This is a genomic window from Neptunomonas sp. ABH4_499, assembly GCF_056160565.1.
Genome location: NZ_JBSWXK010000004.1, coordinates 87,929 through 112,714, shown reverse-complemented (window position 1 = coordinate 112,714; position 24,786 = coordinate 87,929). Strand labels below are relative to the sequence as shown.

At 50.6% G+C, this 24,786-nt stretch carries 25 protein-coding genes and 4 tRNA genes; 16 read left to right on the top strand and 13 right to left on the bottom strand.

What is annotated here, in order from left to right; translation table 11 throughout:
• Window positions 1-8 precede the first annotated feature (8 nt).
• The 3 genes from ACXAF9_RS05420 to ACXAF9_RS05410 form a co-directional block, all read right to left on the bottom strand.
• Window positions 9-1,058 carry a hypothetical protein gene (locus tag ACXAF9_RS05420; protein ID WP_475071379.1) on the bottom strand — a complete coding sequence of 350 codons (1,050 nt, stop codon included), beginning with the start codon at window positions 1,056-1,058 and terminating at the stop codon, window positions 9-11.
• 176 nt (window positions 1,059-1,234) lie between these two features.
• On the bottom strand, window positions 1,235-2,587 hold the full coding sequence (locus ACXAF9_RS05415; protein WP_475071377.1) for a DUF1329 domain-containing protein: 1,353 nt from the start codon (window positions 2,585-2,587) through the stop codon (window positions 1,235-1,237).
• A gap of 19 nt (window positions 2,588-2,606) precedes the next feature.
• Entirely contained in the window at window positions 2,607-4,562 is a 1,956-nt protein-coding gene (locus tag ACXAF9_RS05410; protein WP_475071373.1) for a DUF1302 domain-containing protein, read from the bottom strand.
• Window positions 4,563-4,868: 306 nt separating this feature from the next.
• On the opposite strand from ACXAF9_RS05410, the gene ACXAF9_RS05405 reads away from it, so the two are divergent.
• The 9 genes from ACXAF9_RS05405 (at window position 4,869) to ACXAF9_RS05365 (ending at window position 11,338) form a co-directional block, all read left to right on the top strand.
• Window positions 4,869-5,930: an AraC family transcriptional regulator gene (locus ACXAF9_RS05405; RefSeq protein WP_475071371.1), complete on the top strand. Its 1,062-nt coding sequence runs from the start codon at window positions 4,869-4,871 to the stop codon at window positions 5,928-5,930.
• 130 nt (window positions 5,931-6,060) lie between these two features.
• Window positions 6,061-7,812, top strand: coding sequence for an acyl-CoA dehydrogenase (locus ACXAF9_RS05400; RefSeq protein WP_475071369.1), 1,752 nt, complete (start codon window positions 6,061-6,063; stop codon window positions 7,810-7,812).
• Window positions 7,813-7,821: 9 nt separating this feature from the next.
• Window positions 7,822-9,474: an electron transfer flavoprotein-ubiquinone oxidoreductase gene (locus ACXAF9_RS05395; RefSeq protein ID WP_475071367.1), complete on the top strand. Its 1,653-nt coding sequence runs from the start codon at window positions 7,822-7,824 to the stop codon at window positions 9,472-9,474.
• 137 nt (window positions 9,475-9,611) lie between these two features.
• Complete coding sequence (locus ACXAF9_RS05390; RefSeq protein ID WP_475071365.1) at window positions 9,612-10,055, top strand: pseudoazurin; 444 nt, start codon at window positions 9,612-9,614, stop codon at window positions 10,053-10,055.
• A 160-nt stretch (window positions 10,056-10,215) separates the two neighbouring features.
• On the top strand, window positions 10,216-10,815 hold the full coding sequence (locus ACXAF9_RS05385) for a MarC family protein (protein ID WP_475071363.1): 600 nt from the start codon (window positions 10,216-10,218) through the stop codon (window positions 10,813-10,815).
• Between the two features lie 162 nt (window positions 10,816-10,977).
• Window positions 10,978-11,065: transfer RNA gene (locus ACXAF9_RS05380), tRNA-Ser, on the top strand.
• 18 nt (window positions 11,066-11,083) lie between these two features.
• Window positions 11,084-11,159 (top strand) — tRNA-Asn (locus ACXAF9_RS05375).
• Between the two features lie 11 nt (window positions 11,160-11,170).
• Window positions 11,171-11,245, top strand: a tRNA-Lys gene (locus tag ACXAF9_RS05370).
• Between the two features lie 18 nt (window positions 11,246-11,263).
• Window positions 11,264-11,338: transfer RNA gene (locus ACXAF9_RS05365), tRNA-Lys, on the top strand.
• Window positions 11,339-11,417: 79 nt separating this feature from the next.
• Here ACXAF9_RS05365 and ACXAF9_RS05360 read toward each other — a convergent pair.
• The gene (locus tag ACXAF9_RS05360) at window positions 11,418-11,669 is read right to left on the bottom strand and encodes a DUF1127 domain-containing protein (protein ID WP_475071361.1); all 252 of its coding nucleotides are present in this window, start codon (window positions 11,667-11,669) and stop codon (window positions 11,418-11,420) included.
• Window positions 11,670-11,845: 176 nt separating this feature from the next.
• Here ACXAF9_RS05360 and ACXAF9_RS05355 point away from each other — a divergent pair, with 176 nt between their 5' ends.
• From ACXAF9_RS05355 to ACXAF9_RS05340, 4 genes are all read left to right on the top strand, one after another.
• Complete coding sequence (locus ACXAF9_RS05355; protein WP_475071358.1) at window positions 11,846-12,760, top strand: LysR family transcriptional regulator; 915 nt, start codon at window positions 11,846-11,848, stop codon at window positions 12,758-12,760.
• Between the two features lie 60 nt (window positions 12,761-12,820).
• Window positions 12,821-13,306: a transcription elongation factor GreB gene (gene greB, locus ACXAF9_RS05350; protein WP_475071356.1), complete on the top strand. Its 486-nt coding sequence runs from the start codon at window positions 12,821-12,823 to the stop codon at window positions 13,304-13,306.
• A 70-nt stretch (window positions 13,307-13,376) separates the two neighbouring features.
• Window positions 13,377-13,826, top strand: a complete 450-nt coding sequence (locus ACXAF9_RS05345; RefSeq protein WP_475071353.1) for a hypothetical protein — start codon at window positions 13,377-13,379, stop codon at window positions 13,824-13,826.
• A 112-nt stretch (window positions 13,827-13,938) separates the two neighbouring features.
• Complete coding sequence (locus ACXAF9_RS05340; RefSeq protein ID WP_475071351.1) at window positions 13,939-14,862, top strand: DMT family transporter; 924 nt, start codon at window positions 13,939-13,941, stop codon at window positions 14,860-14,862.
• A gap of 4 nt (window positions 14,863-14,866) precedes the next feature.
• On the opposite strand, the gene ACXAF9_RS05335 is transcribed toward ACXAF9_RS05340, so the two are convergent.
• Complete coding sequence (locus tag ACXAF9_RS05335; protein ID WP_475071349.1) at window positions 14,867-15,250, bottom strand: hypothetical protein; 384 nt, start codon at window positions 15,248-15,250, stop codon at window positions 14,867-14,869.
• 139 nt (window positions 15,251-15,389) lie between these two features.
• Here ACXAF9_RS05335 and ACXAF9_RS05330 point away from each other — a divergent pair, with 139 nt between their 5' ends.
• Window positions 15,390-16,655 (top strand): DUF945 family protein, encoded by a 1,266-nt coding sequence (locus ACXAF9_RS05330; RefSeq protein WP_475071346.1) that lies wholly within the window; start codon window positions 15,390-15,392, stop codon window positions 16,653-16,655.
• Here the strand turns inward: ACXAF9_RS05330 and ACXAF9_RS05325 are convergent.
• The 8 genes from ACXAF9_RS05325 to ACXAF9_RS05290 form a co-directional block, all read right to left on the bottom strand.
• Window positions 16,615-16,950, bottom strand: coding sequence for a hypothetical protein (locus ACXAF9_RS05325; protein WP_475071344.1), 336 nt, complete (start codon window positions 16,948-16,950; stop codon window positions 16,615-16,617). The two genes, ACXAF9_RS05330 and ACXAF9_RS05325, sit on opposite strands and share 41 nt — an antisense overlap.
• 23 nt (window positions 16,951-16,973) lie before the next feature.
• Window positions 16,974-17,825: a putative RNA methyltransferase gene (locus ACXAF9_RS05320; RefSeq protein ID WP_475071342.1), complete on the bottom strand. Its 852-nt coding sequence runs from the start codon at window positions 17,823-17,825 to the stop codon at window positions 16,974-16,976.
• Between the two features lie 10 nt (window positions 17,826-17,835).
• The gene (dapE, locus tag ACXAF9_RS05315) at window positions 17,836-18,972 is read right to left on the bottom strand and encodes a succinyl-diaminopimelate desuccinylase (RefSeq protein ID WP_475071340.1); all 1,137 of its coding nucleotides are present in this window, start codon (window positions 18,970-18,972) and stop codon (window positions 17,836-17,838) included.
• Window positions 18,973-19,040: 68 nt separating this feature from the next.
• Entirely contained in the window at window positions 19,041-20,072 is a 1,032-nt protein-coding gene (gene dapD / locus ACXAF9_RS05310; protein ID WP_475071337.1) for a 2,3,4,5-tetrahydropyridine-2,6-dicarboxylate N-succinyltransferase, read from the bottom strand.
• Between the two features lie 45 nt (window positions 20,073-20,117).
• Window positions 20,118-20,468: an ArsC family reductase gene (locus tag ACXAF9_RS05305; protein ID WP_475071335.1), complete on the bottom strand. Its 351-nt coding sequence runs from the start codon at window positions 20,466-20,468 to the stop codon at window positions 20,118-20,120.
• A gap of 4 nt (window positions 20,469-20,472) precedes the next feature.
• Window positions 20,473-21,681, bottom strand: a complete 1,209-nt coding sequence (dapC, locus tag ACXAF9_RS05300; protein WP_475071333.1) for a succinyldiaminopimelate transaminase — start codon at window positions 21,679-21,681, stop codon at window positions 20,473-20,475.
• Window positions 21,682-21,926: 245 nt separating this feature from the next.
• Window positions 21,927-22,190, bottom strand: coding sequence for an EF-hand domain-containing protein (locus ACXAF9_RS05295; RefSeq protein WP_475071331.1), 264 nt, complete (start codon window positions 22,188-22,190; stop codon window positions 21,927-21,929).
• Between the two features lie 17 nt (window positions 22,191-22,207).
• The gene (locus ACXAF9_RS05290) at window positions 22,208-22,444 is read right to left on the bottom strand and encodes a hypothetical protein (RefSeq protein ID WP_475071329.1); all 237 of its coding nucleotides are present in this window, start codon (window positions 22,442-22,444) and stop codon (window positions 22,208-22,210) included.
• Between the two features lie 437 nt (window positions 22,445-22,881).
• On the opposite strand from ACXAF9_RS05290, the gene ACXAF9_RS05285 reads away from it, so the two are divergent.
• Complete coding sequence (locus ACXAF9_RS05285; protein WP_475071326.1) at window positions 22,882-23,727, top strand: alpha/beta fold hydrolase; 846 nt, start codon at window positions 22,882-22,884, stop codon at window positions 23,725-23,727.
• 20 nt (window positions 23,728-23,747) lie between these two features.
• The gene (locus ACXAF9_RS05280) at window positions 23,748-24,785 is read left to right on the top strand and encodes a hypothetical protein (RefSeq protein WP_475071324.1); all 1,038 of its coding nucleotides are present in this window, start codon (window positions 23,748-23,750) and stop codon (window positions 24,783-24,785) included.
• The last annotated feature ends 1 nt before the right edge of the window (window position 24,786 follow it).

Sequence of the window (24,786 nt, the reverse complement as noted above, 5' to 3'; positions counted from 1 at the left end):
ATGGGCCGTTAGGAGTATTGGCCAGAGTCTTGTTGCTCAAACACCTTCGCCATACGGCGGCGGACCACTTCGTCAGCTTCGTGCTTACGCTTGAGCAGCTCTTCGTTGAACAACATATCGCCGGCGTGCTTCTCCGCCATTTCGGTATGACGGTTTTTTGCTGCACTGGCGATGGAGGCCATATTGTTGGCGATCATCTTATCGATGTTGGTACCAATCTCGTTCAGCTTGTGCGCTGTCTCGTGTTGCTCGGATGTGCGGATCTGATGCTGGTACGAGGTAAAGAGTACCGCGCGTTGCTGAGTATCGATCTTGAGTTTATTGATCAAGGACTCGTTGACCGCTTTCAAATCAGATAATACGTCAACGTTCATGCGGTTTTGATCGCGGTAGCGCTCAAGAGATTGGGCTTTGGTACGGGCCACACCGACATCGCTCTCGACTTTTTTGAACTCGTTCAGGCGCTCTTGAAGCTCGTTTTGCAGCTCTGTGCGCGTTTCAAATTCAACTTCGGTCGCGATTTTGTCGGTGATCGCTTCAATCGGGGCACGTAAGGCTTCTAGCTGGCCTTCAAACTCAACGATTTGGTTAGCCACCTCTTGCAGTTGTTCCGATGTAAGACGGGCGTTTTCAAGGCCGGCTAACAGTTGTTGTTCCAGCAATTGGGTGCGCTCTTTAAGAATGGACTCAATCGCATTGGATTTATGCAGCATGTTATCGAGATTTTGCTCGATGCTGGATTCGGTAATGCGGTCCATGCGCATCGCTTGCGCCTTGTTTTTTGAGAAGAAGCCAATCAGGCGTTCTTTCGCGGTTGGGCGCTGCATCGACTGGAAATGCTCGCCAAAGCTGTTGGTCAGCTCGTCGAGTTCATTGATTTCGGTCGCGATGTTTTTTTGAAAATCACGTGTTTGATTACGTGCTTCTTGAAGGGTAACCGTTTTAAGGTCGATTAAGTCGGTGGTTTCCGAACCGTTCAGGGCGGTTTCGGCAATCACTGAGTTTACTTTTGCCTGTTCCGTTTTGGCCGCTTCAATGCTGAAGCTGGTCGAATCCATGCCCATATACAACTCCTTGATATTCCTTATCGAGCGATGTGTCCATTCCAATGGACGAGCATTATAGGCCAATTCCGCTGTAAAAAACGATGGGAACGTAACGAATATTGCAATAAGAGTTGTGGATCAGAAACAAAAAAACCGGCCGTGGCCGGTTTTTAGATTGGGTGTTTGTATTAACGGCCCATGCGACGAATCGCTTGTGGGGTAAAGTCGTTGTGTTTAAAAACCTCGCCAAACAGGAAGCCTTGACCCTCTTCGTTGGTGAGACCACCGGCTAGGTAGCGACCTGATTGAAGGTCATACAGCATCTCGCCTGCGATCCAAGGTACATCCGCATTGCGGTATTGAAGCTCGTGCGCTTCACCGACCCGCCATAACTCGCCACGACCGTCGTAGTGATCAACAATTGCGGCTTGCCAAGTATCTTCATCAAAATAGAAGGTTCGCTTGCCATACACATGGCGTGCACCCTCTTTTAAGGTCGCTTCGACTTTCCATACGCGGTGCAGCTCGTAGCGCAAAAGCTCTGGGTTTGGGTGACCGGCTTGAAGGATGTCCGCGTAAGAAAGCTCGCGGTCCGCCAGCTTAAAGCTGTTGTACGGGATGTACAGCTCTTGTTTGCCTACCAGTTTCCAGTCGTAACGGTCGGGTGCGCCGTTAAACATGTCGAGGTTGTCCGTGGTACGTTGGCCATCGGTTGCGGTGCCTGGTGCATCGTAAGCGATTTGCGGTGCCAATCGTACGCGTCGCTGGCCAGCATTATACGTCCACGCTTGGCGTGGCTGTGTGACCTGATCCAACGTTTCATGCACCAGCAAGATGTTACCCGTTAAGCGCGCAGGCGCCAGCACTTGCTGCACAAAGTAGAACAGGATGTTGTTATCGGTTTTCGGGTCGTAACCCTCTTCCAAATACCCAGGCCAGGCCATCTTTTCGTTGATCTTCACGGCGGTGTAAGCACCGTTAGCCTGAACCGGCACCTGTACAAAGGTACGTTCAACCGAACCACCGCGATAGCGGGTTAAGTGGTTCCAGATCACTTCCAGACCGTTTTGCGGGATTGGGAAAGGGATACCTTCCACCAGATTTGAGATGCCATTACCGTCGGCCGTCAACGTCGCTTGGGTAGCGTTAGTTTTGGTCCCAGAGATGATCTTTTCAGGCACTTTGGCGCTGCGGTGTGTTGGGTACACCTTCATCTCAAAGTTAGGGTATTTCTTCAGTAAGGCCAGCTGCCCTTCGGACAAGTTGGCTTTGTACTGATCGGCATTGCTTGCGTTGATCACAAACAAGGGTTGATCGGCTGAGTAAGGGTCGGTGTACACTCCCTCCGATCCACCGGATAGGCCACCATCCCATGCGGGGATCGTACCGGCCGCGTTTGCCGCTTTTTCACCGCCAAGCGGTGTTAAGGTATCGCCAAGGGCGGCTGCTTGATCCGCTGAGACAGCGGCCAGTGCAGCGCCTGGAGCAATCGCCAGAACCAGAGCGCTGGCTAACAAATGGCGTGTAAACGTCGCTTTCATAAACTGTTCTCCAAATCGGTTAGAAGGCCACTGATGCGCTTAATGAGATGTAGTCGCGATCTTCTAACTCGTTGTATTTACCCCCAAAGAAGTTGGTGTAAGACAACTGTACGGAATAACGTTCCAGATAATCCGCACTCAAGCTTAGGTTCAGAGATTTCTGACCTTCGCTGAATGTGGCACCTGGTTGTGGGCCATAGCCGTAAACACCGTGCTTAAAGCTCACGGTTGGGGTTAAGTTAACGCCTGCGAAGGCACTTGGGTAATACAAGGAGGTGCGTAACACATACCCAACGGAGTCTTGAGTTACGAAGCCATCATCGTCAGTTGAGGAGTAACCATACACACCGCTACGACCGTATTTGATGGCATTGGAGCCCTCATCGAAGTCGTGAATGTGCGTCCATCCCAGCTCACCTACCAAGGCCAATCGGCTTGCGCCCATGACATTGTTCACAGTTTTGATGAACGTGCTTTGAACTTGGGTGATATCAAACGTATCGTAGCCCTGAATCGTACCCCCAAACGCCGTGTTTTGAACTACTGTATTGGCTGGGTTTCCAGCAGCGGTGCCGAGCGTCAGCATGGACTCCACCAACATAGGGCCGTTCATCTGCAACGGAACATCCCATTTATGGCTGACTTCACCCGACCAAGCGACATCGCCTAAGTTGGTGTTCCAACTGACGCCGATCATTTTGATGTCATCTGGGTATTCAGTGAAGTATTCACTGTTAAGAGCAGCGGTTCCTGCTGTTTGAGTCACGGCAGCCGTGACGTCATCGGCCAAGGCTTGAAGGACCAGTGGGTTCGAAAGGTCGGCACCGGCAGCCACGTATTGCGCTGTTACAGCCGCTTGAATGGTTGGCGTAACGGCGGCGGCTAAATCCAATGGGTTGATATTGGTTTTAACGCCACTCACCACCGGCAAACGTGAATGGTATTTCGCGAAGTAGAAGCCGAACTCGGTATTGTTTAATGACTCGGAGAAATAGCGAGCCGCTAAACCGAACTGACCATCGTCGCTGCCTTCACGAACACCATCGCTGTTGCGTTCAACCACTGGGCTGATACCGGTCAATGACCATGGCGAGCCTAAACCCGCAAGGTTGTAGTAGGTGTAATCATCAATACCCGCTAAAACGGAAGAGTTGATACGAATACCATTACACTCTTCGGCGGCAAAATCGTTTACCGAGAAGTAAGTACCACAGCCCTCTTCAACGGTTTGCTCCCACGTAAATTGGTAGAAGGCTTCTAAGCTTAAGTTGTCGGTCAAACCAATGGAGGCAAACGCCTGATTGGCGGGCAATAAGGCTTCTTTGACTTCGGCGCCTGGGCGGCGGAAGGCACTGACATCGTAAGCGTTAATGGAGTTTAAGCCCCCTTGAATAAAGGTACTTTCGCCCCAGTTGATGACCTGACGGCCCAGTCGCACATCGACCGGCATAGAGCCAACATCAAAATAGCCGTACACATACGCATCCAAAATTTCAGCGCCGGTGAACTTGGCGTAATCGTTGAAGCCGTCATCATCCAGAGCGTCACCTGATTGATAACCGTTGACCGTATTGCCGTGGGCACGCTTGCCGCTGTTGAGTTCAAAGTCAGCCCAGTATTTGCCGCGTACCAACAAGCCTACGTTTTGGTAATCCAAGGTTAACTCGTGAATGCCTTTAAACGTTTTCGAGAAGGCATCCCCTTGTTTGAAGTTTTGGTTGCCGTCATCAAAGCTGCCAGACCCAACACCGGTGCCACCGTTGGCCGATGAGATCAGGTCGCTGTCTGGATCATTTAAGCGCCAGCTAGCGCCCATCGAGATCTGAGAGTCAAAACGACCTTCGACTTCACCAAGGCTAAACTCCAAGGCGTGAGCCTGAGATGCCATGGTCGCTGCAATCAACGTGGGCAGAAGTTGACGCATTCCGATAGAAGCGGATTTTACGCCGCGGGTGGGCGTGATTTTTATTGCCATTTCGTTCACCTAACGTGTTTTTATTGTTGTTAGCAACGAGGTTTAGACGAATCCAACACACCAGTGTTGGGATAAGCGTTCCTACAAGCCATCAGCGTCGCTGCTAAACAGTACATCCATGTTTTCGGGATTTCGACGGCATTATAGCTTGCAATTTCATGATCTACACTGACCAGCATAGCAACAATGACAAATACCGCCAGACTGATTAACAAATGAGTGCTGCTCTGGGATTGATCTTGTACGGATCAGCTCTAAAATGGGATTAAGAATAACAAAAACAGTCAGTCGTACAGGAGGCTCAAGATGGAGCGTACCATCACGGTTCCGAACGGATACGTGAAATTCCTGCTGAACAATGCTCGCCTTCAAGGCTTTGATCAGGAAGAGTTACTCGCCAGGGTTGGTTTGAACGCCGACGAGGTTGAGGCGTTAACCGAGCTACCCGCCGAAAAATTTGGGCAGTTGTACCAACACATTATTTGGATTACCCAAGATGAGTCCTTTGGCATGCTGAGCGGCGGCAAAGTACCGAACGGGACTTTCCGCATGATGTGTCATGCCATTATTCACTGCAAAACGCTAGAGCGTGCGCTTCGCCGGTGCAGTGATTTTTATGAGATCTGCCGAGGCTCTAAAATCAAACCGGTACTGATCCGCAAAGGGCGTTACGCCAAAGTCAGTTTTGCCCCAACGCAAGAGATTGGCGACGATGAGTTTCGAGCGATTTTGTCACAGCAAACCGCTGATCAGATCCGTACCTCGTTGTCCGTTTGGCAGCACTTTACCAGTTGGCTAATTGGTAGTCGTTTGGAGCTTAAAGCGGCGTACTTCACCTTCCCTGAACCTAGCGATCAAGATTATTACGAAACCCTGTTTCGCTCCGAGGTACGTTTTGATCAACACGATAACGCCTTGGTGTTTCCGGCGCGTTTTTTGGATTACCCCATCGTGCAAAACGAAGAGACTCTGCACGGATTTCTAAAAACCGCACCGTTTCAGTTATTGGTCATGGTGGATGACGACAAAAGCTTAAAATCCCAAGTGGTGGCCATTTTAGGAAAGGATTTTAGCCGCGAGATGCCAAGTGCCGAGGATGTCGCCTTTGCGCTCCATATGTCCGTATCGACATTGCGCCGACGCCTGTTGGAAGAGGGGACCTCCTATCAAAAAATCAAAGACGAGTCTCGTAAAGAGGCGGCGCTTAATTACATGAACTCGCCTCAGCTATCGATCAGTGATGTTGCCTCTTTGATGGGGTTTGATGAGCCGTCGGCGTTTTTCCGGTCCTTCAAGAAGTGGACGGGTATGACGCCTGGTGAGTATCGAAAAAGTGAGGCCTATCAGCAGCAGTATGATCAGGCTTGATGGGGTTGTGAGCGCTAATGTCACTGTTTTAGGTGAGATATGTTATTGAGCCAATAGCCCCCTTAAGGCGATGATTTTGGGTAATCGACAAGAATAAAAAATCGACCCGTCATCGGGTGGGAGAACCACCATGAATCATTATGAATACCCTTTAAAAGACGCCCAATTTTTGATCAACGAGGTGTTGTCTTTTTCCTCCTCCGATGTGGCGAGCGCATCGGATTTATCCCAAGAGCTTTCGGTTGCCATCTTAGAAGAAGCGGCGCGCTTTGGTGGCTCTGTGCTGGCACCGTTAAACCCCGATGGGGATAAAAACGGCGCGAAACTGACCGCGCATGGCGTTGAGCAAACGCCTGGTTTTAAAGAAGCGTATCAACAGTTTTCCGAGAACGGTTGGTCCTCGTTAGCCGGACCTGTCGAGTTCGAAGGGCAAGGGCTTCCGCATTTGATCAGCACGGCGGTTAATGAAGTATGGCAGGCCTCTAATATGGCGTTTGCGCTTTGCCCGTTGCTGACACAAGGCGCCATCGAGGCGCTAGTGAGCCATGCGGATGATGCTTTAAAACACACCTATCTGGCGAAAATGGTATCGGGGGAGTGGACGGCCACGATGAACCTGACCGAACCCGATGCCGGGTCTGATTTGGCGGCGATTAAATCCCGAGCACTCCCCGAAAGGGATCATTATCGCATCAGCGGACAGAAGATCTTCATCACTTGGGGCGATCATCAAATGACGGACAACATCGTGCATTTGGTGTTGGCACGTCTTCCAGACGCGCCAGCCGGTGTGAAAGGGATCTCCCTTTTTGTCGTGCCTAAGTTTTTACAAGATGAGTCGGGCGCTTGGTCTGTATCCAACGATCTTAAAGTCGTATCGCTTGAGCATAAGTTGGGTATTCATGGCAGTCCAACTTGCGTCATGAGCTATGGCGAGGAGGGCGGAGCCATAGGCTACCTCGTGGGCGCTCCGCATTCGGGCTTAGCGTGTATGTTTACGATGATGAACGATGCCAGACAAAACGTAGGCCTTCAGGGGCTTGCCATTTCTGAGCGCGCTTATCAGCAAGCCCGTGCTTATGCGTATGATCGAATTCAAGGCACTTTACCCAGCGGGGAGCGCGTGAATCTGTTTGCCCATGCGGATGTGCGTCGCATGCTGCTGATGATGAAATCCGCCGTTGCCGCCATGCGCGGTGTGATGTACCGCGCCTCGTTTGCGATCGATCACTCTAAAGCGGCCCCCACTCAACCTGAACTGCATGCCCGAGTAGAGCTTTGGACGCCCATCGTAAAAGGCTGGATGACCGAACTTGCTCAGGAGGTCACCTCCTTGGCTGTGCAGGTACACGGGGGCATGGGGTACATCGAAGAAACGGGGGTGGCCCAGCATTTTCGTGATGCGCGAATCCTGCCAATTTATGAAGGCACCACCGGTATCCAGGGCTTGGATTTAGTGGGCCGAAAACTCCTAAAAGACAAAGGGGCGGCACTGACCGCCTTGCTCGACGAATTCGATCACTTCACGGATCAACCCTTTGATGAAGCGGTCGCCCCTTTTGCGTTGCAACTGAAAAACGCGATTGAGCTGGCGCGGTCTGCCAAAGAGAGCGTGCTTGCCAATCCTGCGGCCTCGCCTGCTGTCGGCGTTAATTTAATGATGCTGCTTGGATTTGTAGCAGGCGCATGGTCGATCATCGATGAAGCTCAGCACGCGGCGGTTAAACGCCAAGAGGCGGATGCTGACACGGCTTTCCTAGAGACCAAACAGACGCTTGCTGCGTTCTATTGCGTGCATTGGCTACCCCGAGTGCAGGCGTTGCATACCACCGTGTTGGCCGGTGATGCAGCGATCATGACTCTGAATCCAGATCAATTTTAAGGAGGACTTATGTCTGAACGTGATGCGATGGAAGTGGATCTGTTGATCGTTGGCGCAGGTCCTGCCGGTTTATCCACGGCCATAAAAGCGATGCAGGTGGCACAGGCGAATGATAAAGAGATCAGCGTGTGTGTGCTTGAAAAAGGCTCTGAAGTGGGGGCGCACATACTCTCGGGTGCAGTGATAGAAACGCGCGCCTTGGATGAGTTGATCCCCGATTGGAAAGAGCGCGGTGCGCCGCTGAATACACAAGTCCAAGAGGACCAGATGTATCTGTTGCGCGATGCCGAAAAAGCATGGTCGATTCCAACGCCATTAATCCCTGCTTCCATGCATAACCATGGCAATTACATTGTCAGTGTAGGGAATCTATGCCGTTGGTTGGCTGAGCAAGCAGAAGCTTTGGGTGTGGAGCTGTTTCCTGGCTTTCCCGCGTCTGAAATCTTGTACCACGAAGATGGCTCAGTCAAAGGCGTGGCGACTCAAGATATGGGGCTCGATAAAGAGGGCCAACCCAAAGAGGGGTATACCCAAGGGATTGAACTGCACGCGAAGTACACGGTGTTCTCTGAAGGGTGCCGCGGGCACTTAGGTAAACAGCTGATCGAACGCTTTGATCTGGCCAAAGAGTCTGACCCACAACACTACGGTTTAGGCTTTAAAGAGTTGTGGGAAGTCCCCAAAGAGCAGCATGAGCCGGGGCGCGTGATTCACGGGTCTGGCTGGCCGTTGGATATTGATACCCAAGGCGGCTTCTTTTTATACCACGCTGAGAACCAGCAGGTTGTGGTGGGGTTGATTGTGGATTTGAACTACAGCAACCCACACTTAAGCCCTTTCGATGAGTTTCAGCGCATGAAGCATCACCCTCTGATTGCCTCGGTGCTAAAAGGCGGTACTCGTTTATCGTATGGCGCTCGAGCCATCGCTAAAGGTGGTTTTAATGCGCTGCCGCGAATGGTCTTTCCGGGTGGGTTATTGATTGGCTGCGATGCAGGTACCCTGAACTTTGCCAAGATAAAAGGCACACATACCGCAATGAAAAGCGGTTTATTGGCGGGGGAGAGCATCGCGAACGCTCTGATGAACGGTGCCGAGGGTGGGGATCGACTCCACGACTTTGAAACCGCGTTTGAGCAATCCTGGCTTTATGAAGAGCTCAAACAAGCACGTAACTTTGGTCCAGCCCTACACCGGTTCGGTATGTGGGGAGGCGGTATCTTCAATTACTTGGATCAGAGTTGGTTTAAAGGGCGCTTACCGATCACTTTGCGTGATCAAACGGAAGATTACGCGCAACTGGTTCCTGCATCCCAAGCACAGAAGATCGATTATCCAAAACCCGATGGGGCGCTCAGTTTCGATAAATTGAGTTCGGTGTACTTGTCTAACACCAATCACGAAGAGGAGCAGCCTTGTCACCTTACGTTAAAAGATGCGCTGATTCCGATCACAAAAAACCTGCCTTTATACGATGAACCAGCCCAACGGTATTGCCCTGCTGGTGTGTATGAAGTGGTCTCGGAGGCAGGTGAAGATCGCTTACAAATCAATGCTCAAAACTGCATTCACTGCAAAACGTGCGACATTAAAGACCCATCGCAAAACATCACTTGGGTAACCCCAGAGGGCAGCGGTGGGCCAAACTACCCTAATATGTAGGGTTATTTGCATCTTAAAGACTACTACCAAGGAAGGTAGTTTTACCTCCGTGATGAACGCAAAGGCGAATACCCCAGATCGCGACTATGGTGTTTTATGTACTGAGGTACTAATTCAAACAAAAAACCGAGGTGAATATGAAGTTGCGTTCAGTTGGGATGGCCTTGTTGTTGATGTCGAACGTTGCTCTGGCCGCAGAGCATACAGTTGAAATGAAAAACAAAGGTGAAGGCGGCATGATGGTGTTTGAACCTGCTGTCGTTCACGTTGCTGTTGGCGATACTGTGAAGTTTATTTCAACAAACCCTGGTCATAACAGTGAGTCTGTAGAAGGACTTATTCCTGAGGGAGCGACTCCATGGAAAGGTGCGATTGGTCAAGAGATCGAAGTCACAGTTGATAAAGAAGGCGTATACGTTTACAAGTGCGCTCCGCATCAGCCTATGTCGATGATCGGTGTGATTGTAGCGGGTAACCCTACAAACCTTGACGAGATCAAAGCAAACTCAGAAGCGTTTAAAGCGACGCTTGTGATGAAAAAGAATCGTCTGGATAAATACCTAACCGAAGCTGAAAAGTAAGCACTTATCAGCCAGACACAGACGGGACTAATGATCAAACACAAGCCGGCACCTGCCGGCTTTTTTCTTTCTGGCGACAGCCCCCTCGCATCCTATTCATATTCGTACTACCATCGCTCTCCATTTTTACGAATTCCAAGACTGCTTAGAGGTTTGGCTGATGGATATTGCCATCTATCTTAATGCGATGATCGCATTGTTTGTCATTATCGATCCAATTGGCGCGGCGCTGATTTTTCACTCGTTAACCCCACCGGATGACACGGCGCATCGATTTAAGATGGCTTTGAAAGCGACGTTGATCTCGTCAGCACTGCTGATACTGTTTGGTAATTTTGGTGAGCCGCTGTTGCATAAGCTCGGCATCTCGATTGATGCACTTCGCATCTCGGGAGGGATCTTACTCTTCTATACCGCCTTCCATATGATTACGAAAGACATTGAATACACCAGCACGACCGAGCGTCGTGATATTGCGGTGTTTCCTATGTCGATTCCTATGTTGGCAGGCCCTGGCTCATTAACCTTGGCGATCCTGCTGTTTTCGAATGCCAATAGCCCGGCGACGCAAATGTCGATCACCGTTGCGATCTTGTCGATCGCGATGACGACCTTGATCCTCATGATCTTATCTCGCTACGTAAAACGAGTGATTGGCCGAACCGGCGATGACATCTTAAGACGCTTCTTAGGGGTGTTGCTGGCCGCCTTGGCCATACAGTTCATACACGATGGTGTAGCCAATATGACAGCGCTGTGATGACAGCGCTTTTTTTGTTTAAAATCTGACCGAAAACGTCAGTAAGTGACTGTTTTTTGAACAGAAATGGAAAGAATGTCACTTTTTTTCACTTTTTTGCGTTTTTTTCGAATTCTGGTGTTGACACTTTTCCTGAGGTCTATAAAATACGCGCCATCCTTTGGAGGGGTGGCTGAGTGGTCGAAAGCACCGGTCTTGAAAACCGGCGAGTCGAGAGGCTCCCAGGGTTCGAATCCCTGCCCCTCCGCCATTTAAAGGATACTGAAGTTCCTCGATAGCTCAGTTGGTAGAGCAGTAGACTGTTAATCTATTGGTCGCTGGTTCGAGTCCAGCTCGAGGAGCCAACTTCAGGTGTGGGTCGTTAGCTCAGTGGTAGAGCAGTTGGCTTTTAACCAATTGGTCATAGGTTCAAATCCTATACGACCCACCACTTTTATTTTTTCAGGACGGGTCGTTAGCTCAGTGGTAGAGCAGTTGGCTTTTAACCAATTGGTCATAGGTTCAAATCCTATACGACCCACCATCCTGAACACATCTTCTCTTATTTTATCCTTATCTTCTCAAGTGCTTCTTTAAATATCTGTGAATTGAATATAGTCTATTCAATTTTGCCAGAACCATTTTCGCGCTTCTTTTATCGCTTCACTTCGCGAAACACCGATATCCTTTAACGCAACTGTGTCTAACTGCGCCAGCTGCTTGCGGGTTCTGTATCGTTGGTGCCATATCCTCAGCTGTTTAATGAGCTGTCGGCGGTACTTTTTCAGAGCGTGAGTGCTATCCGAGCTTTTCGAGTCACTTTGAAGCGTCTTGGCGTCGTCAGCATATGGGGTTTGGGAAGTGAGCGATTTCATGATCTGTGCCTTTTAATGTGTCCTATCTGCACAGTCTCTTCATTGTCACTTTATGAATCTAATCATTCCTTTTGAACGCCGCCCTCAGAAATTCTGATCATCACTGGCTGCACTCTGTGGTTTAATCAAGCCTTACACGAATTTTGATGACACAGTTTTGACTCAAGGTGCATGGCATGGAGCTTTACCAATTAAAATCATTCGTCAAAGTGGCCGAGCTCGGCAATTTAACGCGTGCATCCGAAGTGCTGTTTTCCAGTCAGCCTGCCGTCAGTGCTCAGATTAAAGCCCTAGAGGAGTTTTTAGGGGTTCAGTTGTTTGTGCGCTCTACCAAGGGGATGTTGTTAACCGCCGCAGGTAAACGTCTTTATGATGATGCGCTTATGACCTTGCAAGCGGCCGAGAAGATGCAGCAGCGTGCACAAGCGCTTCGTGATGAGATCGTTGGGGAGCTTAAAATCGGCATTCACACCGATTACGATTTTATGATGACCGGTGCCTTGTACCAGCAAATGAAAGCCCGATGCCCCCAGTTGGAGCTGCACTTTTATCAGACCTCCAGTGCTGTGATCGCAAGACCATTAAGAACCGGGGAGCTTGATGCAGGCTTTAGTTTTGGCCCCAAGCAAAGTGGCGAGCTTAGCATTGATGAGCTTTCACAAGTGCCTCTTAAGGTGGTGATTCCTAATGCGCTTAATCTTGAACAAGCAGAACTGGCCTCTAAGAGCCTTTTGGCGGATCTGCCTTGGATATATACCTCAAAAAACTGCCCCTTCTATGTGATTTGTGAACAGCTTTTCGAAGGTCAGCCAACGCAACCCAGTCAACTGACGTGGGTGGATACCGAAGATGCGGTGGTGGCTTTGGTTAAGGCAGGGGTGGGTGTATCGATTCTTCGACAAGACACCGCCGAGCAGCTTGAGGCGCAAGGCGTTGCGACGATATGGCAGGGGGAGGTTCCAAGCATTGCGCTTAACTTTGTGACCAATGCGCGTCGAAAGCATGACCCGTTGATCAGTTTGTTTCGTGAATGTGTTGGGGAGTGCTGGCACCTGCCTAAAGCGTGCGAGCAGCCGCGTAAGATTGCCTAAATAGCTGATGTTTATGAAAGGCTGAGAGTACACTTAGCTTTTTTAACAATCGAGATCCCGATGCGAACACGGTTAATCACCCCAGAGGGGATGAACACCCTAAAAGAAGAGCTCAATCACCTTTGGCGTGTTGAACGGCCGGAAACCACCCGTAAAGTCACATGGGCGGCCTGTTTAGGTGATCGAAGCGAAAATGCGGATTACCAATACAATAAACGTCGCCTGCGTGAGATCGACCGTCGTGTACGTTACCTGCGAAAGTGCATTGATGAGCTTAAAGTTGTGCCTTATTCGCCGCAGCAGGAAGGGAAGGTGTTTTTTGGCGCATGGGTTGAGATTGAAAACGAAGAGGGCGAGCAAAAGCGTTTTCGAATTGCCGGTTACGATGAGATCTTTGGTCACAATGACTACATCTCGATCGACTCACCGATGGCGCGCGCCCTTCTAAAAAAAGAAGTCGACGATGAAGCGGTGGTACGCACCCCTGAAGGCGACGCCGTGTGGTATGTCATCTCCATTGAGTACAAACCCGAAACGGGCGCTTAATCCGATCAAGTTTACCAAGGCTTAGCCGAAAACCTATAAAGACCCTCGTTTCTTTATTATTTATGGTTTTATGATCGTAGACAGCAGCACATTAAACCGCATTGAGTCGACTACCCAGGCATTGCCCTCGGCGGTACGTTCGACCAATGGTGCGGACTTTGCGTTGCTGATCAGCTTAATCGATCACTACCAGTCCAACTCCCAATCCGCTTTTCAGGTTCAATCCGGTGCTCAGTCAACGGCCGGGCATGGAGCGGGATTTGAGCTGCCTACGGCCGTTACCTATCCCGACCCTAATCAATACCACACCGCAGAGGCGGTAGAGCGCTTGAATGCGTCTGTAAATAACCAGAATCAAGGTGATTTTGCCTACCTAAACAGCCTGATCAACACCTTATCCGAGCGCGGCGAACCAGACCCATCGGCGTCTGTTTACCAAGGCGACCCGTTTGCAAAAACGGCATTGGAGGCCAGTGGCGCGCTGATGTTGGATCAAATCACTTTATCTCATGCACTTTGACCTAAATCTTCTAGGGTTTTAGAACGCACTGTTGCATCCTAAAGGGCGCGAAGTACAGTCTATCTGGTTACACTGCGCCACAGGAATCATCATTTATGAGTAAGGAATGCATATGGCTGAAACGCTCAACGGTGAGCGCTCGCAACGATGGGCATTGATCTTCGGTGGACTCGCCGTGTTTTTTTGGTCGACGGTCGCTACCGCGTTCAAATGGGCTCTTAATACCTTAACGCCCATCCAGTTGGTGGCGATTGCAAGCTTAACCACGGTTGTCATTTTAGGTGTGGTTGTGGGTGTGCGGTACTCGATGGCGCAGGTGATGGAAAGCTGGCGTTCTGCTCCTGGTAAATTGGCGATGCTTGGGATTATTAACCCGGCGGTGTATTACTGGGTGCTGTTTCAGGCGTACGATCTTTTACCGGCGCAGCAAGCACAGCCACTTAACTACATCTGGGCCTTGGTCTTATCGCTTTTAGCTGTACCCTTCTTGGGACAAAAGCTGCATCGTTCGGACATTTTGGCTCTGTGTGCGGGGTTTATCGGGGTGTTGATCATCGCAACTCGGGGCGATATTTTGGGTCTCTCGTTTGACAGTCCACTTGGGGTTGGGCTTGCCCTTTTGAGCACGCTTTTTTGGGCGTTTTATTGGGTCATCAATACCCGTCTTAGCGTACCGGCCGAAATTGGATTGTTAATTGGCTTTTTGCACGGCACCCCTTTGGTGTGGGCTGTCATGCTTTGGCAGGATGGGCTGCCAGCGCGTTGGGATGGTATCGCCAGCGCCGTTTACGTCGGCTTTTTTGAGATGGGTGTCACATTTTTGCTTTGGCTTGCGGCCATGAAAAAAGCAGAGAACACCAGTCAGGTCAGTAACCTGATCTTCTTATCGCCGTTTTTATCCTTGCAGTTTATCCACTTCTTTCTAGGGGAGGAGATCCACCCAGCCACCTACGCTGGGCTGTGTGTCATCATAGGTTCGGTGCTGTTTCAGCAATGGGCGGCCAAACGAGCCACCCCAAAAGCGGTATCGGTGTAGTCGCTTAACTGGTTACCCATTGGATCAAGGTCTCAGTGCCTTGGTCCAGTTTCCACCACTCATCAGGGTCATCGCCATCACTCCATCCGCCTGCGATGCAGCGAATCTGAGTATCCAACCCTTTGGCCGCGGCGCGCGCGCACTCAAGGTCGGTTGACCATGGGGTTTTATCCGACTTAAACCAAACGCTGGTCCAAGCTTTGCCTACTACTTTTTCATGGATCAACACTGGGATCTCGCCTTGGTCGGTGGTTAAGCGGTATTCGTGCGTTACGCCCTGAGCGAATACAGAGGTGAGCGTACCAAGCGTGGATAACCACTGTTCTAACTCCGCAACCGGGCAGCTTTTTACGTACACTTCGATGTCAGGGTGGCGTTCTTGGCTCATGGTGTTTCTCAGGGATTAAAGCGCCTCAGTATGAGGATTTGTCGGTATTTGATCAATAGCTGCTGAGATGCAGCCGGTGTTCGTGTATCCTTGCGGGCTTTGATTTATTCGACACGACGATCAGCGAGGCACGATTAGGATGATCTTAAAACGCTTAAGCTTGGTGGCTCTTGGTCTTGTGTCGAGCAGTGCACTGGCCTATGGCGTGTGTCTATGGCAAACCGGAATAACGGTTGAGCGGCAGTTTGTTTTTCAAACCGAACAAGTGAACCGCAGCGGCGTTGCTAAAGTCGAACTCACGTTTGAGCGTGGATGGTTTACCTCGTTTGCTCGTGTCGTGGTCAAGCCGCTTGCAGAGCAGGCGGTTGAGATCCCCTTTGAAGTGGAGGTTGAACACGACTTTTTCAGTGCACACTTTGATGTGAGCTTGGGCAATGATGCCGCCGTGGCTGGTTTATTTGCGCCGTCTGCTGAACCTTTGGTGTTTGTGGCCGATGTATCTCTTAATCCGATACAGCAAACCGTAAGCTCATCGGGACATATTCAGCTGGCCGCCTTGGATGGCGCGTTTGGCTCAACGCACATACGCTTACAACCAAGTGAAGTAAGCTGGCGATCATCGCCATTGGTTATCGAGTATTTGGCAACGATAGGAGATCTGGTGCTGCAATCAGACATCGACACAATTGAACTAGACGGTGGTGATGCCCAAGTGACGGGTGCGTTTGAGCCATCCCAAGCGTTGGGTGCGTTGATCAGTGAGTTAACGGCTTCCTTCGTTTTGAAGCATCTGTTTTGGCAGGATAAGCTGAACGGCGAATCCTTAAAGCTCGAAGGTGTTGCGGTCTCGGTGGATCAGATGGTCGATGTAGGTCGAAGCTATTGGAGTATCGGGCTTGGAGCGGATCAGCTTACCTTGTCGGTACAGGGACAGCAGTACCCAATGCAGCAGCCAAACGCGCAGTTAACGGTTGATGTGGATGAGAAAGCCTTTGCTGAGTTTATTGCAAGGTACAATCAAATGTACGACCCCGCCCCTTACGAGGTGGCCGAGTTGCTAAACCCTGTAACCCAGCAAGGCGTTGGGGTAACCGTGCATGATTTCTCGTTTGAAGTGTTGGGCGAGCAAGCCCGAGCGACGGCAAAGTGGACGTTAAATGGCTTTGATGCCACCACGGCTTTAATCTCCCCGGTTGTTTTGGTGCCTGTATCCACACTGGATGCGCATCTAGAGGTGCCGATTCAGATTGCTGAGCGTTTACCCGAGAGTACCCAAGATGAGCTTGATCTGTTAATCAATCAAGGCATCTTTGAAGAACAAGACGGTCAGTGGGTCAGTGAGATTCGTTTTGATCGCGGTGCGCTCACCGTGAACGATCGCCCGTTTTCTCTGTTGAAGATGTAGTGCTTGAGCTCTCCTTGGAGGGCTCGTGCAGGATGTATCGGATTAAACTGATCACACTCAAACACAGATACCCCACCCCCGCGACGCAAAGCCCCACGGCGATCAAGACCACGCCTGTGGCGGCGATGATCTCCTGAGTGACACTCCCGCCAAATACGTACTCTGCGATCAGCACAAGCCCTAAACCCAGCAAGGTCACACCAAAGCCGCTCAGTAACATGATTAAGTTACGCGTTGGGTTGGCGCCAAAGTTTAGAATGGGTGCCAGTTTGGTGCGCAAGACGTGCTTGTTCATTGGTTTGCTCGTTAGGGCGTTTCTTAAGATGTCGGCTGAAAGACCGCAATATTGACATCAAAGGTCAGGTTTAAATCACCCGATGAGATCAGTTGCTGGCGCTTTTCACCTTGGATGCGTTGCCCATGTGGCGTCATGCTTAAGAGCGCTTCTAGCTCGCTCTCTTTGGGTGAGAAGGTAAAGCTTAGGCGCTCTTGCTGCTTGAGCGAGAAAAGCGTTGAAAGGTCCTTAATGGGGTCAAACGATGAGGGACGTATCTCATCGTAGATGATTGAGCGAAGCTCGATAAGGTGTTGCTCGGCAGGCCAAACCAGTATCAAAAAGCCCTCTTGATGCAGCGCTTTGTTAAGCGCCTCAGGCATCAAACGGCTGAATAATAGGGTGATCAACGATTGGGAATGCGCCTGAACAGGCATATCAGCACCCGATGCGACCAGCCAGGTAATCGACTTATCTCGGCGGCATGCGGCTTTGATGGCGTGCTTGGAGATGTCTAACCCAATGACGGCGCTGTCGTTAAGTTGCTCGGCCATCAAGGTGGTGTAATACCCCTCGCCACAGCCCATGTCCAATAAGGCGCCTTCGCGATTGGGCATTAGCTCGCAAGCGAGCGCCGCAATACGTTCGCCAAGCGGCGCATAGTGGCCTTGATCTAGAAACTCGGTACGGGCGATGACCATCTCTGGGTTATCGCCTGGGTCTTTAGAGCGCTTTTTCTGAACCGGTAAAAGATGCCAGTAGCCCTGCCTTGCGCGATCAAAGCTGTGGCCTTGATCGCACTTAAGCGTGGTGTCTGTGCTGTGCTCATCGGAAAAGTCGGATTTGCACAAAGGACAAATCAGCAAAGGGCACGCGCTGTTCAAACTGGGCATCATGGTGATCAGCTTAGGCGCTTAACAAACGTGCCAGCACGTTCTCGTAAATATCGGTTAACAGATCCAAATCCGTCGCTTTAACGCGCTCATCGACCTTGTGGATGGTGGCGTTAACAGGCCCTAACTCAACCACCTGAGCACCGGTTGGGGCGATGAAACGCCCATCGGAGGTACCGCCCGATGTGGAAAGCTCGGTTTCGTACCCTGCAATGTCTTTGATGGAGGCTTGAACCGCTTCGACCAGTGAACCCTTATCGGTTAAGAATGGGTTGCCCGATAAAATCCAATCAACATGCCACTCTTGGCAATAGCGGTTTAGGGTTTCGGTGACGCGCTCTTTCAGCTCGTCAGCCGTGACTTCGGTCGAAAAGCGGAAGTTGAAATCGATGACCACTTCACCAGGGACCACATTGGTTGCGCCTGTACCAGAGTGGATGTTCGAGATCTGGAAGCTGGTCGGTGGGAAGTAGTCGTTGCCTTCGTCCCACACTGTGGTGGAGAGTTCGGCCAAAGCACCAGAGGCTTCGTGAATGGGGTTGCGAACCAGGTGTGGATACGCCACATGGCCTTGGATGCCTTGTACATGAAGCTTGCCGCTGAGTGAACCACGACGACCGTTTTTGATGATATCACCCACTTTGTCGGTGCTGGATGGCTCGCCAACGATGCACCAATCGATCTTTTCGTTACGCGCTTCGAGTGTGTCGATCACGCGGGTGGTGCCGTTGATGAACGGGCCTTCCTCATCACTGGTGATCAGCAAGGCGATGGAGCCAGTGTGGTCCGGGTGATGATCAATGAAACGCTCCAGTGCGATCATAAAGGCCGCAATGCTGCCTTTCATATCGGCGGCGCCGCGTCCCCACAAATAGCCTTGGCTCAGGGTGGGTTCAAACGGAGGGTGCGTCCAGTTTTCGACTGGGCCTGTTGGAACGACGTCGGTGTGGCCGGCAAAGCAAAAGAGTGGCCCTTCAGTACCGCGACGCGCCCACAGGTTGGTGGTGTCCTCAAATACCATGCGCTCAATGGTGAACCCCAGCTTTTCCAATCGGCTGATCATCATCTCTTGGCAGCCAGCGTCTTCCGGGGTAACGGAGGGGCGGGCGATCAGATCTTGAGCCAGTAAAACAGTAGGGGATTGCGACATGATGGGACTCCGGTAGTAAAAAGAGGGGCTTCACGTAAAGCCCCTGTATCGATCACAGTGAGATGATCTTAGTTGTGCTTGTGAAGCTCTTCGTTCAGTTCGATGGCTGATTTGTTGGTCTTCACTTCGATGCGGCCGTTGGTCGAGTTACGACGGAACAACAGATCGGATTGGCCAGCCAGCTGAGACGCTTTAACGGTTTCGACTTCGTTGTTTTGATCATCCAGAACCACAACTTTAGAACCGCCAGTCACGTACAGACCCGCTTCGATGGTGCAGCGATCGCCCAGTGGGATACCAAGACCTGCATTCGCGCCCAACAAGCAGTTTTCGCCTACTGAGATCACAACGTTGTTACCACCTGACAGAGTACCCATGGTTGAGCAACCGCCGCCAAGGTCAGAACCGTTACCAACCACAACGCCTGCAGAGATGCGGCCTTCAACCATGCTTACACCCATAGTGCCTGCATTGAAGTTGATGAAGCCTTCGTGCATAACGGTTGTGCCTTCGCCAACGTGTGCGCCTAAGCGGATGCGCGATGCATCACCCACACGGATACCGGCCGGTACTACGTAGTTGGTCATTTTCGGGAATTTATCCACAGACTGTACGTCCAGCACTTTACCTTGCGCACGAGCTTGCAGTTGACGGCGTGGCAGATCTTCTAGAGAGATCGCGCCTTCGTTGGTCCATGCAACGTTTGGCAGAAGGCCAAACATGCCCGCTAGCACAACACCGTGCGGCTGAACCAAACGGTGAGAGAGCATTGCAAGCTTTAAGTACACTTCTGGTGTGGTTGCAGGCTCAGAATCGGATTCTAGGATGGTCACAACCAATGGGGATTGAGTACCTTTTAGGATCTCAACGATCTCCGCTTGGTCCTCTGCACCTACGCTTAGGAAGGCGGCTTCCAGATCATTCAGTTGCTCTGCACAGATCTCGATGGCCGCATCGCCACCTTCGTAATCCAGCTTCTCGCCAACCGCTTTGATCAGCGCTTCAGATGGGTTGATCACAGGGGCGTTGTAGTACACTTCTAACCAATCACCGTTGGAAGATTGGGTACCCACACCCAGACCAAATGCAAAATAACTCATAAAACTCTCCATTCCAGACGCTGTGGCGTCTTCTCTTAAAATCAATTAGGCAAATAAGGCTTGGTAGTCGTCGGCTTTAAAACCCACCACGCGACGATCACCTAAATCCAATACTGGGCGCTTGATCATCGCCGGTTGTTCTAACATCAGAGCCTCGGCGCTTTGGGCATCGATGCTGTTTTTAACATCATCGGGCAGGGCGCGCCATGTCGTACCGCGTTTATTCAGCAGAACCTCGTAGCCTAGCTCTTCACACCATGCGTGCAGTTGCTCGGCGTTTAAACCATCGACACGAAAATCATGAAAGCGATAGTCGACTTGTTGCTCGTCAAGCCACTTCTTGGCTTTTTTGATGGTGTCGCAGTTCTTGATGCCGTAAAGGGTCACTTGGCTCATGGCTTTAGGCTTCCTGTTTCAATTGCTCTACAAACGCGCGGATACGCTCAGCGCCTTCAACACACTCTTCCATGGTCGCGACTAAGGCCATACGAACGTAGTTTTCACCCGGCACCATGCCGTCTATTTCACGCGAGACATAACGACCAGGAAGAACGGTCATGTGTTGCTCGGCAAATAAACGCTGTGCGAATTGATCATCGGCAATCGGCGTTTTTGCCCACAAATAGAAGCTGGCATCGGGCTGAACCACGTCCATCACCGGCGATAAAATATCGATAACGGCTTTGAACTTAGCGCGGTACAGATCACGATTCAGACGAACGTGAGTTTCATCGTTCCATGCTTCAATCGACGCAACTTGGTGTTGAATCGGCATCGCGCTGCCGTGGTATGTGCGGTAGGACAGGTAAGGCTTTAATAACTTCGCATCGCCCGCCACAAAACCAGAGCGAATGCCCGGCAAGTTGGAGCGCTTGGATAAGCTGTGCATGACGATGCACTTATCGTAATCATGACGGCCAAGCTCGGCGCAGACTTCCAAAAGTCCGACAGGCGGATTTGCTTCATCGAAGTAGATCTCGGAGTAGCATTCGTCCGAGCAGACGATAAAGTCGTACTTATCCGCCAGTGCGATCAGCTCTTTGAGTGTTTCGGCTTGGGTAACCGCACCTGTTGGGTTGCTTGGGGAGCACACAAATAAAATTTGGCAGTTTTCCCACACCTCGGCAGGCACCGCTTTGTAATCAGGTACAAAATTGCGCTCGGCTGTACAGTTTAAGTAGTAAGGCTCAGCTCCCGCTAAGTACGCGGCACCTTCGTAAATTTGGTAAAACGGGTTTGGCGCAACAGCCAAAGCCCCTGGTTTGCGCTCGATGGCCGCTTGGGTAAACGAGAAAATCGCTTCGCGCGTGCCGTTTACGGGCAGCACGTGGTCTTCACCTGTCAGGGTGCCTTCTTTTAGTTTAAAGCGGCGTGTACACCAGTTCGCGATCGCTTCGCGAAGCTCGGGTGTGCCTTTAGTGGTCGGGTAAACGGATAAGCCAGATAGATGTTCGGCTAAGGTTTTTACCACAAAGTCAGGGGAGGCATGTTTGGGCTCGCCGATGGAAAAGGCGATGTGGCTCTTATCAGCCGGAGGCGTCACCTGCGCTTTTAACGTAGCCAGTTTTTCAAACGGATAAGGTTGTAACCGCTCAAGATCCCGATTCATGCTTATGATTCCTATCTGACGAAGTCGTCTGCCAATAAAGTGGCTGCAAAGTATACCGGATACGCACGTGAGGATTAAGCGTTCACCAGCAAAGAGCTGCGCTTTGGGCATAAAAAAGCCCCGGAGCTTCGGGCGGCTTACCGGGGCAAAAGTTACGAGAGATAAATAAAAACGCGGTTAGCGTTTTACAACGTATGAGTCGATAGAGTCCTCCTTGACAGATCTTCCTTGGATAAAAGCGGACCTTAACCGGTGGTCAGACGACGAAACTCCTTTCGCGATAGACGACCATCCTTGTTTTGGTCCAGTGCATCGAAACGATTGATCAGCTCCTCGACATAGATCGCCTCATTGGGCGTAATCGCGTTGTTGCCATCCATGTCCAAGGTGGTAAACAAGTCTGTACCGCCTTGGGGCTGATGAAAATCAAACTGGGCGTGGGCGATGGATGAACGGACAAAACTGACGATGATGCACATCGTTAAACAAGCCCACAACACAGATTTCATGACATATCTCCTTAGTGTTAACTGGCAACGTACAGATCAAATTCGGCTTCGCTGAGTGCTCCATTGCCATCGAGGTCCAAAGTTGCGAACTGTTCGAGCAAGTCTTGATGGCCATCGGCCTCTTCATAAGAGATCTCGCGATCTCCATTGCTGTCTAACGATAAAAAGGCCGCCAATTCGGTTTCATCAAGCTGTGCCCAAGCGGGTGTTGATAAAATAACCAATAACGCACTGAAAACTGGGACTTTTTTCATGACATTCTCCTGATACGAGTCGTTAAATCTTACATAGCGGAAAACGTACCATCTTTATAAAAATCTATATTTATCAATGTCTTATTTTTTGACTTGGTTGTTTAGATGATTTTTTGGGGTTTTTAGATGTCTGGTTTGTCTCTCTATGGAGACGGTGGTTTTGTTGCTATTATAAGTCTCAATAAAATCAATAACTTACAATGTGTCAAAAAAGAGACTAAAAAGTTTATTAGGGAGCGAATTATTCATAACTTGCTGATTTTAAAGTCGTTGGTGAGGGCTGTGACCTAGTCGATTAAGAGATCACGTTAAAAAGAGTAAGTGTGGTAACGTAGATCCACCAGGTGTTGTACACGATGCGACGATAAGCAGGTGTCCGGGAAGTCTAATGGTAGGCCGATCATCCAACGTAGACCGATAGGGAGGCGAAGACCCTGATGAGAACCGAAGAGGTAATGTGCTTAAGCCCGAAAGGATACCACCGTATGGTGTATCACGAATGGGGACACCCTGATAATGAGCGCGTGTTGGTCTGTGTGCATGGTTTGGCTCGAAACAGTCGAGACTTTGATGAGATCGCCAAGGCGCTGTCCAGAGACTATCGTGTGGTCTGCCCAGATGTGGTCGGTCGCGGAAAGAGTGACTGGCTGCACCAGCCGGAGCTGTACACCTTTCCTCAATACCTCAGTGATATGATGGTTTTATTGGGGCGTCTGAATGTTCCCAACGTCGCGTGGCTTGGGACTTCAATGGGTGGGCTGATCGGTATGATCTTGGCGGCGTACCCTAATTCCCCCATCCACCAATTGGTGCTGAATGACATTGGGCCTTTTGTCAGTCATACCGCTTTGGAGCGCATCGGAGGGTATCTAAAGCCGTCGGCCTTTAATCACCTTGATGAGGTCGAAGCGGCGATGCGTAAAACTTATCCTGCCCTTCGTCATTTAACAGACGAGCAGTGGCGGCACATGGCAAGGCATAATGTGAAACAAGAGGGCGAGCAGTGGATACTCCACTACGACCCCGCCATTGGAGAGACCTCGCGCCAAAACGCAAGCCAGGATGTGGATCTATGGGCCATGTGGGAGATGATCACACAGCCGCAAATGTTGATCTGGGGGGAAGCCTCCGATGTGTTGGAAGCAGACACGGTTCAACGTATGCAAGAAAAGTGTAGTGGATTGCATACGGTTTCTTATCCGGGGATTGAACATGTCCCTTCATTAATGGAAAAAGATCAGATTGATCAGGTACAAGACTGGTTGCGAAGCACCAGTGCGTAAGTCATTCACTAAGGAGTGATATGTCGGTTTTATCTCGTTGGCCAAAAGAGCAGCTGTGTTTAACCAACGCACGGCGAGAAGAGGTGGTACGTGTGGTGGAGCGCGCGTTTGCCTCCGCCTTGGCCTCGCTAAAAGTGGATATCGGTTTGGTGGCCATGTTTGAGGCGATCTATGTCCCGTTAGGTTCTTGGTTGTATTGCCGAAAACAGCAGCAAGAGGGGCCTTTGGTCATCGGCATCAATGGTGCCCAAGGTGCCGGTAAATCCACGCTGTTCAACTTGATTGAAGTGATCCTCTCCGAAGCGTTTGACCTTAAAGTTGTGGGCTTTTCTTTGGATGATCTTTACAAAACCCGTGAAGAGCGCGAGCGCTTGGCCAAAGAGGTTCATCCGCTTTTGTTGACCCGAGGCGTGCCGGGTACACACGATGTTCAGCTCGGGATTGATATTATCGAATCACTCAAGCGTGCTGACCCGATGCAACCGACCAAAATACCGGTGTTTGATAAATCGATTGATGATCGTTGCCCAGAAACCATCTGGCAGGAGTGGCTAGGCCCTGCGGATGTGATTGTCTTTGAGGGCTGGTGTGTGGGCGCTGTGCCGCAGTCCGATGCTAATCTTCAATCACCGATTAATGAGCTTGAAGCCAATGAAGACCCAGAGGGTGAATGGCGTCGTTACGCCAACGAGCAATTGGCGGGGCCTTATCAGGCGTTGTTTGAGTGTTTGGATCTTCTGATTATGCTCAAAGTCCCAAGCATGGAAGCCGTGTATGAGTGGCGCTCCTTGCAGGAGAAAAAGCTGGCCGAGCGGGTAAAGTACATTTTTGATACCCAGCAGCCAACCGATCATCTTCGGATCATGAACGAACAAGAGATACTGCGTTTCATTCAGCACTACGAGCGCCTAACACGCCATATGTTGGATGAGATGCCAAACCGAGCGGACGTAACGCTCAAATTAAACGAAAATCATAAAATCAGTGAGATCCAGATCAACACACCTCTTGAGTGTTTGGAGGATCTCAAAGAGGCCGAAACCGCTGTATCTGAGTGAA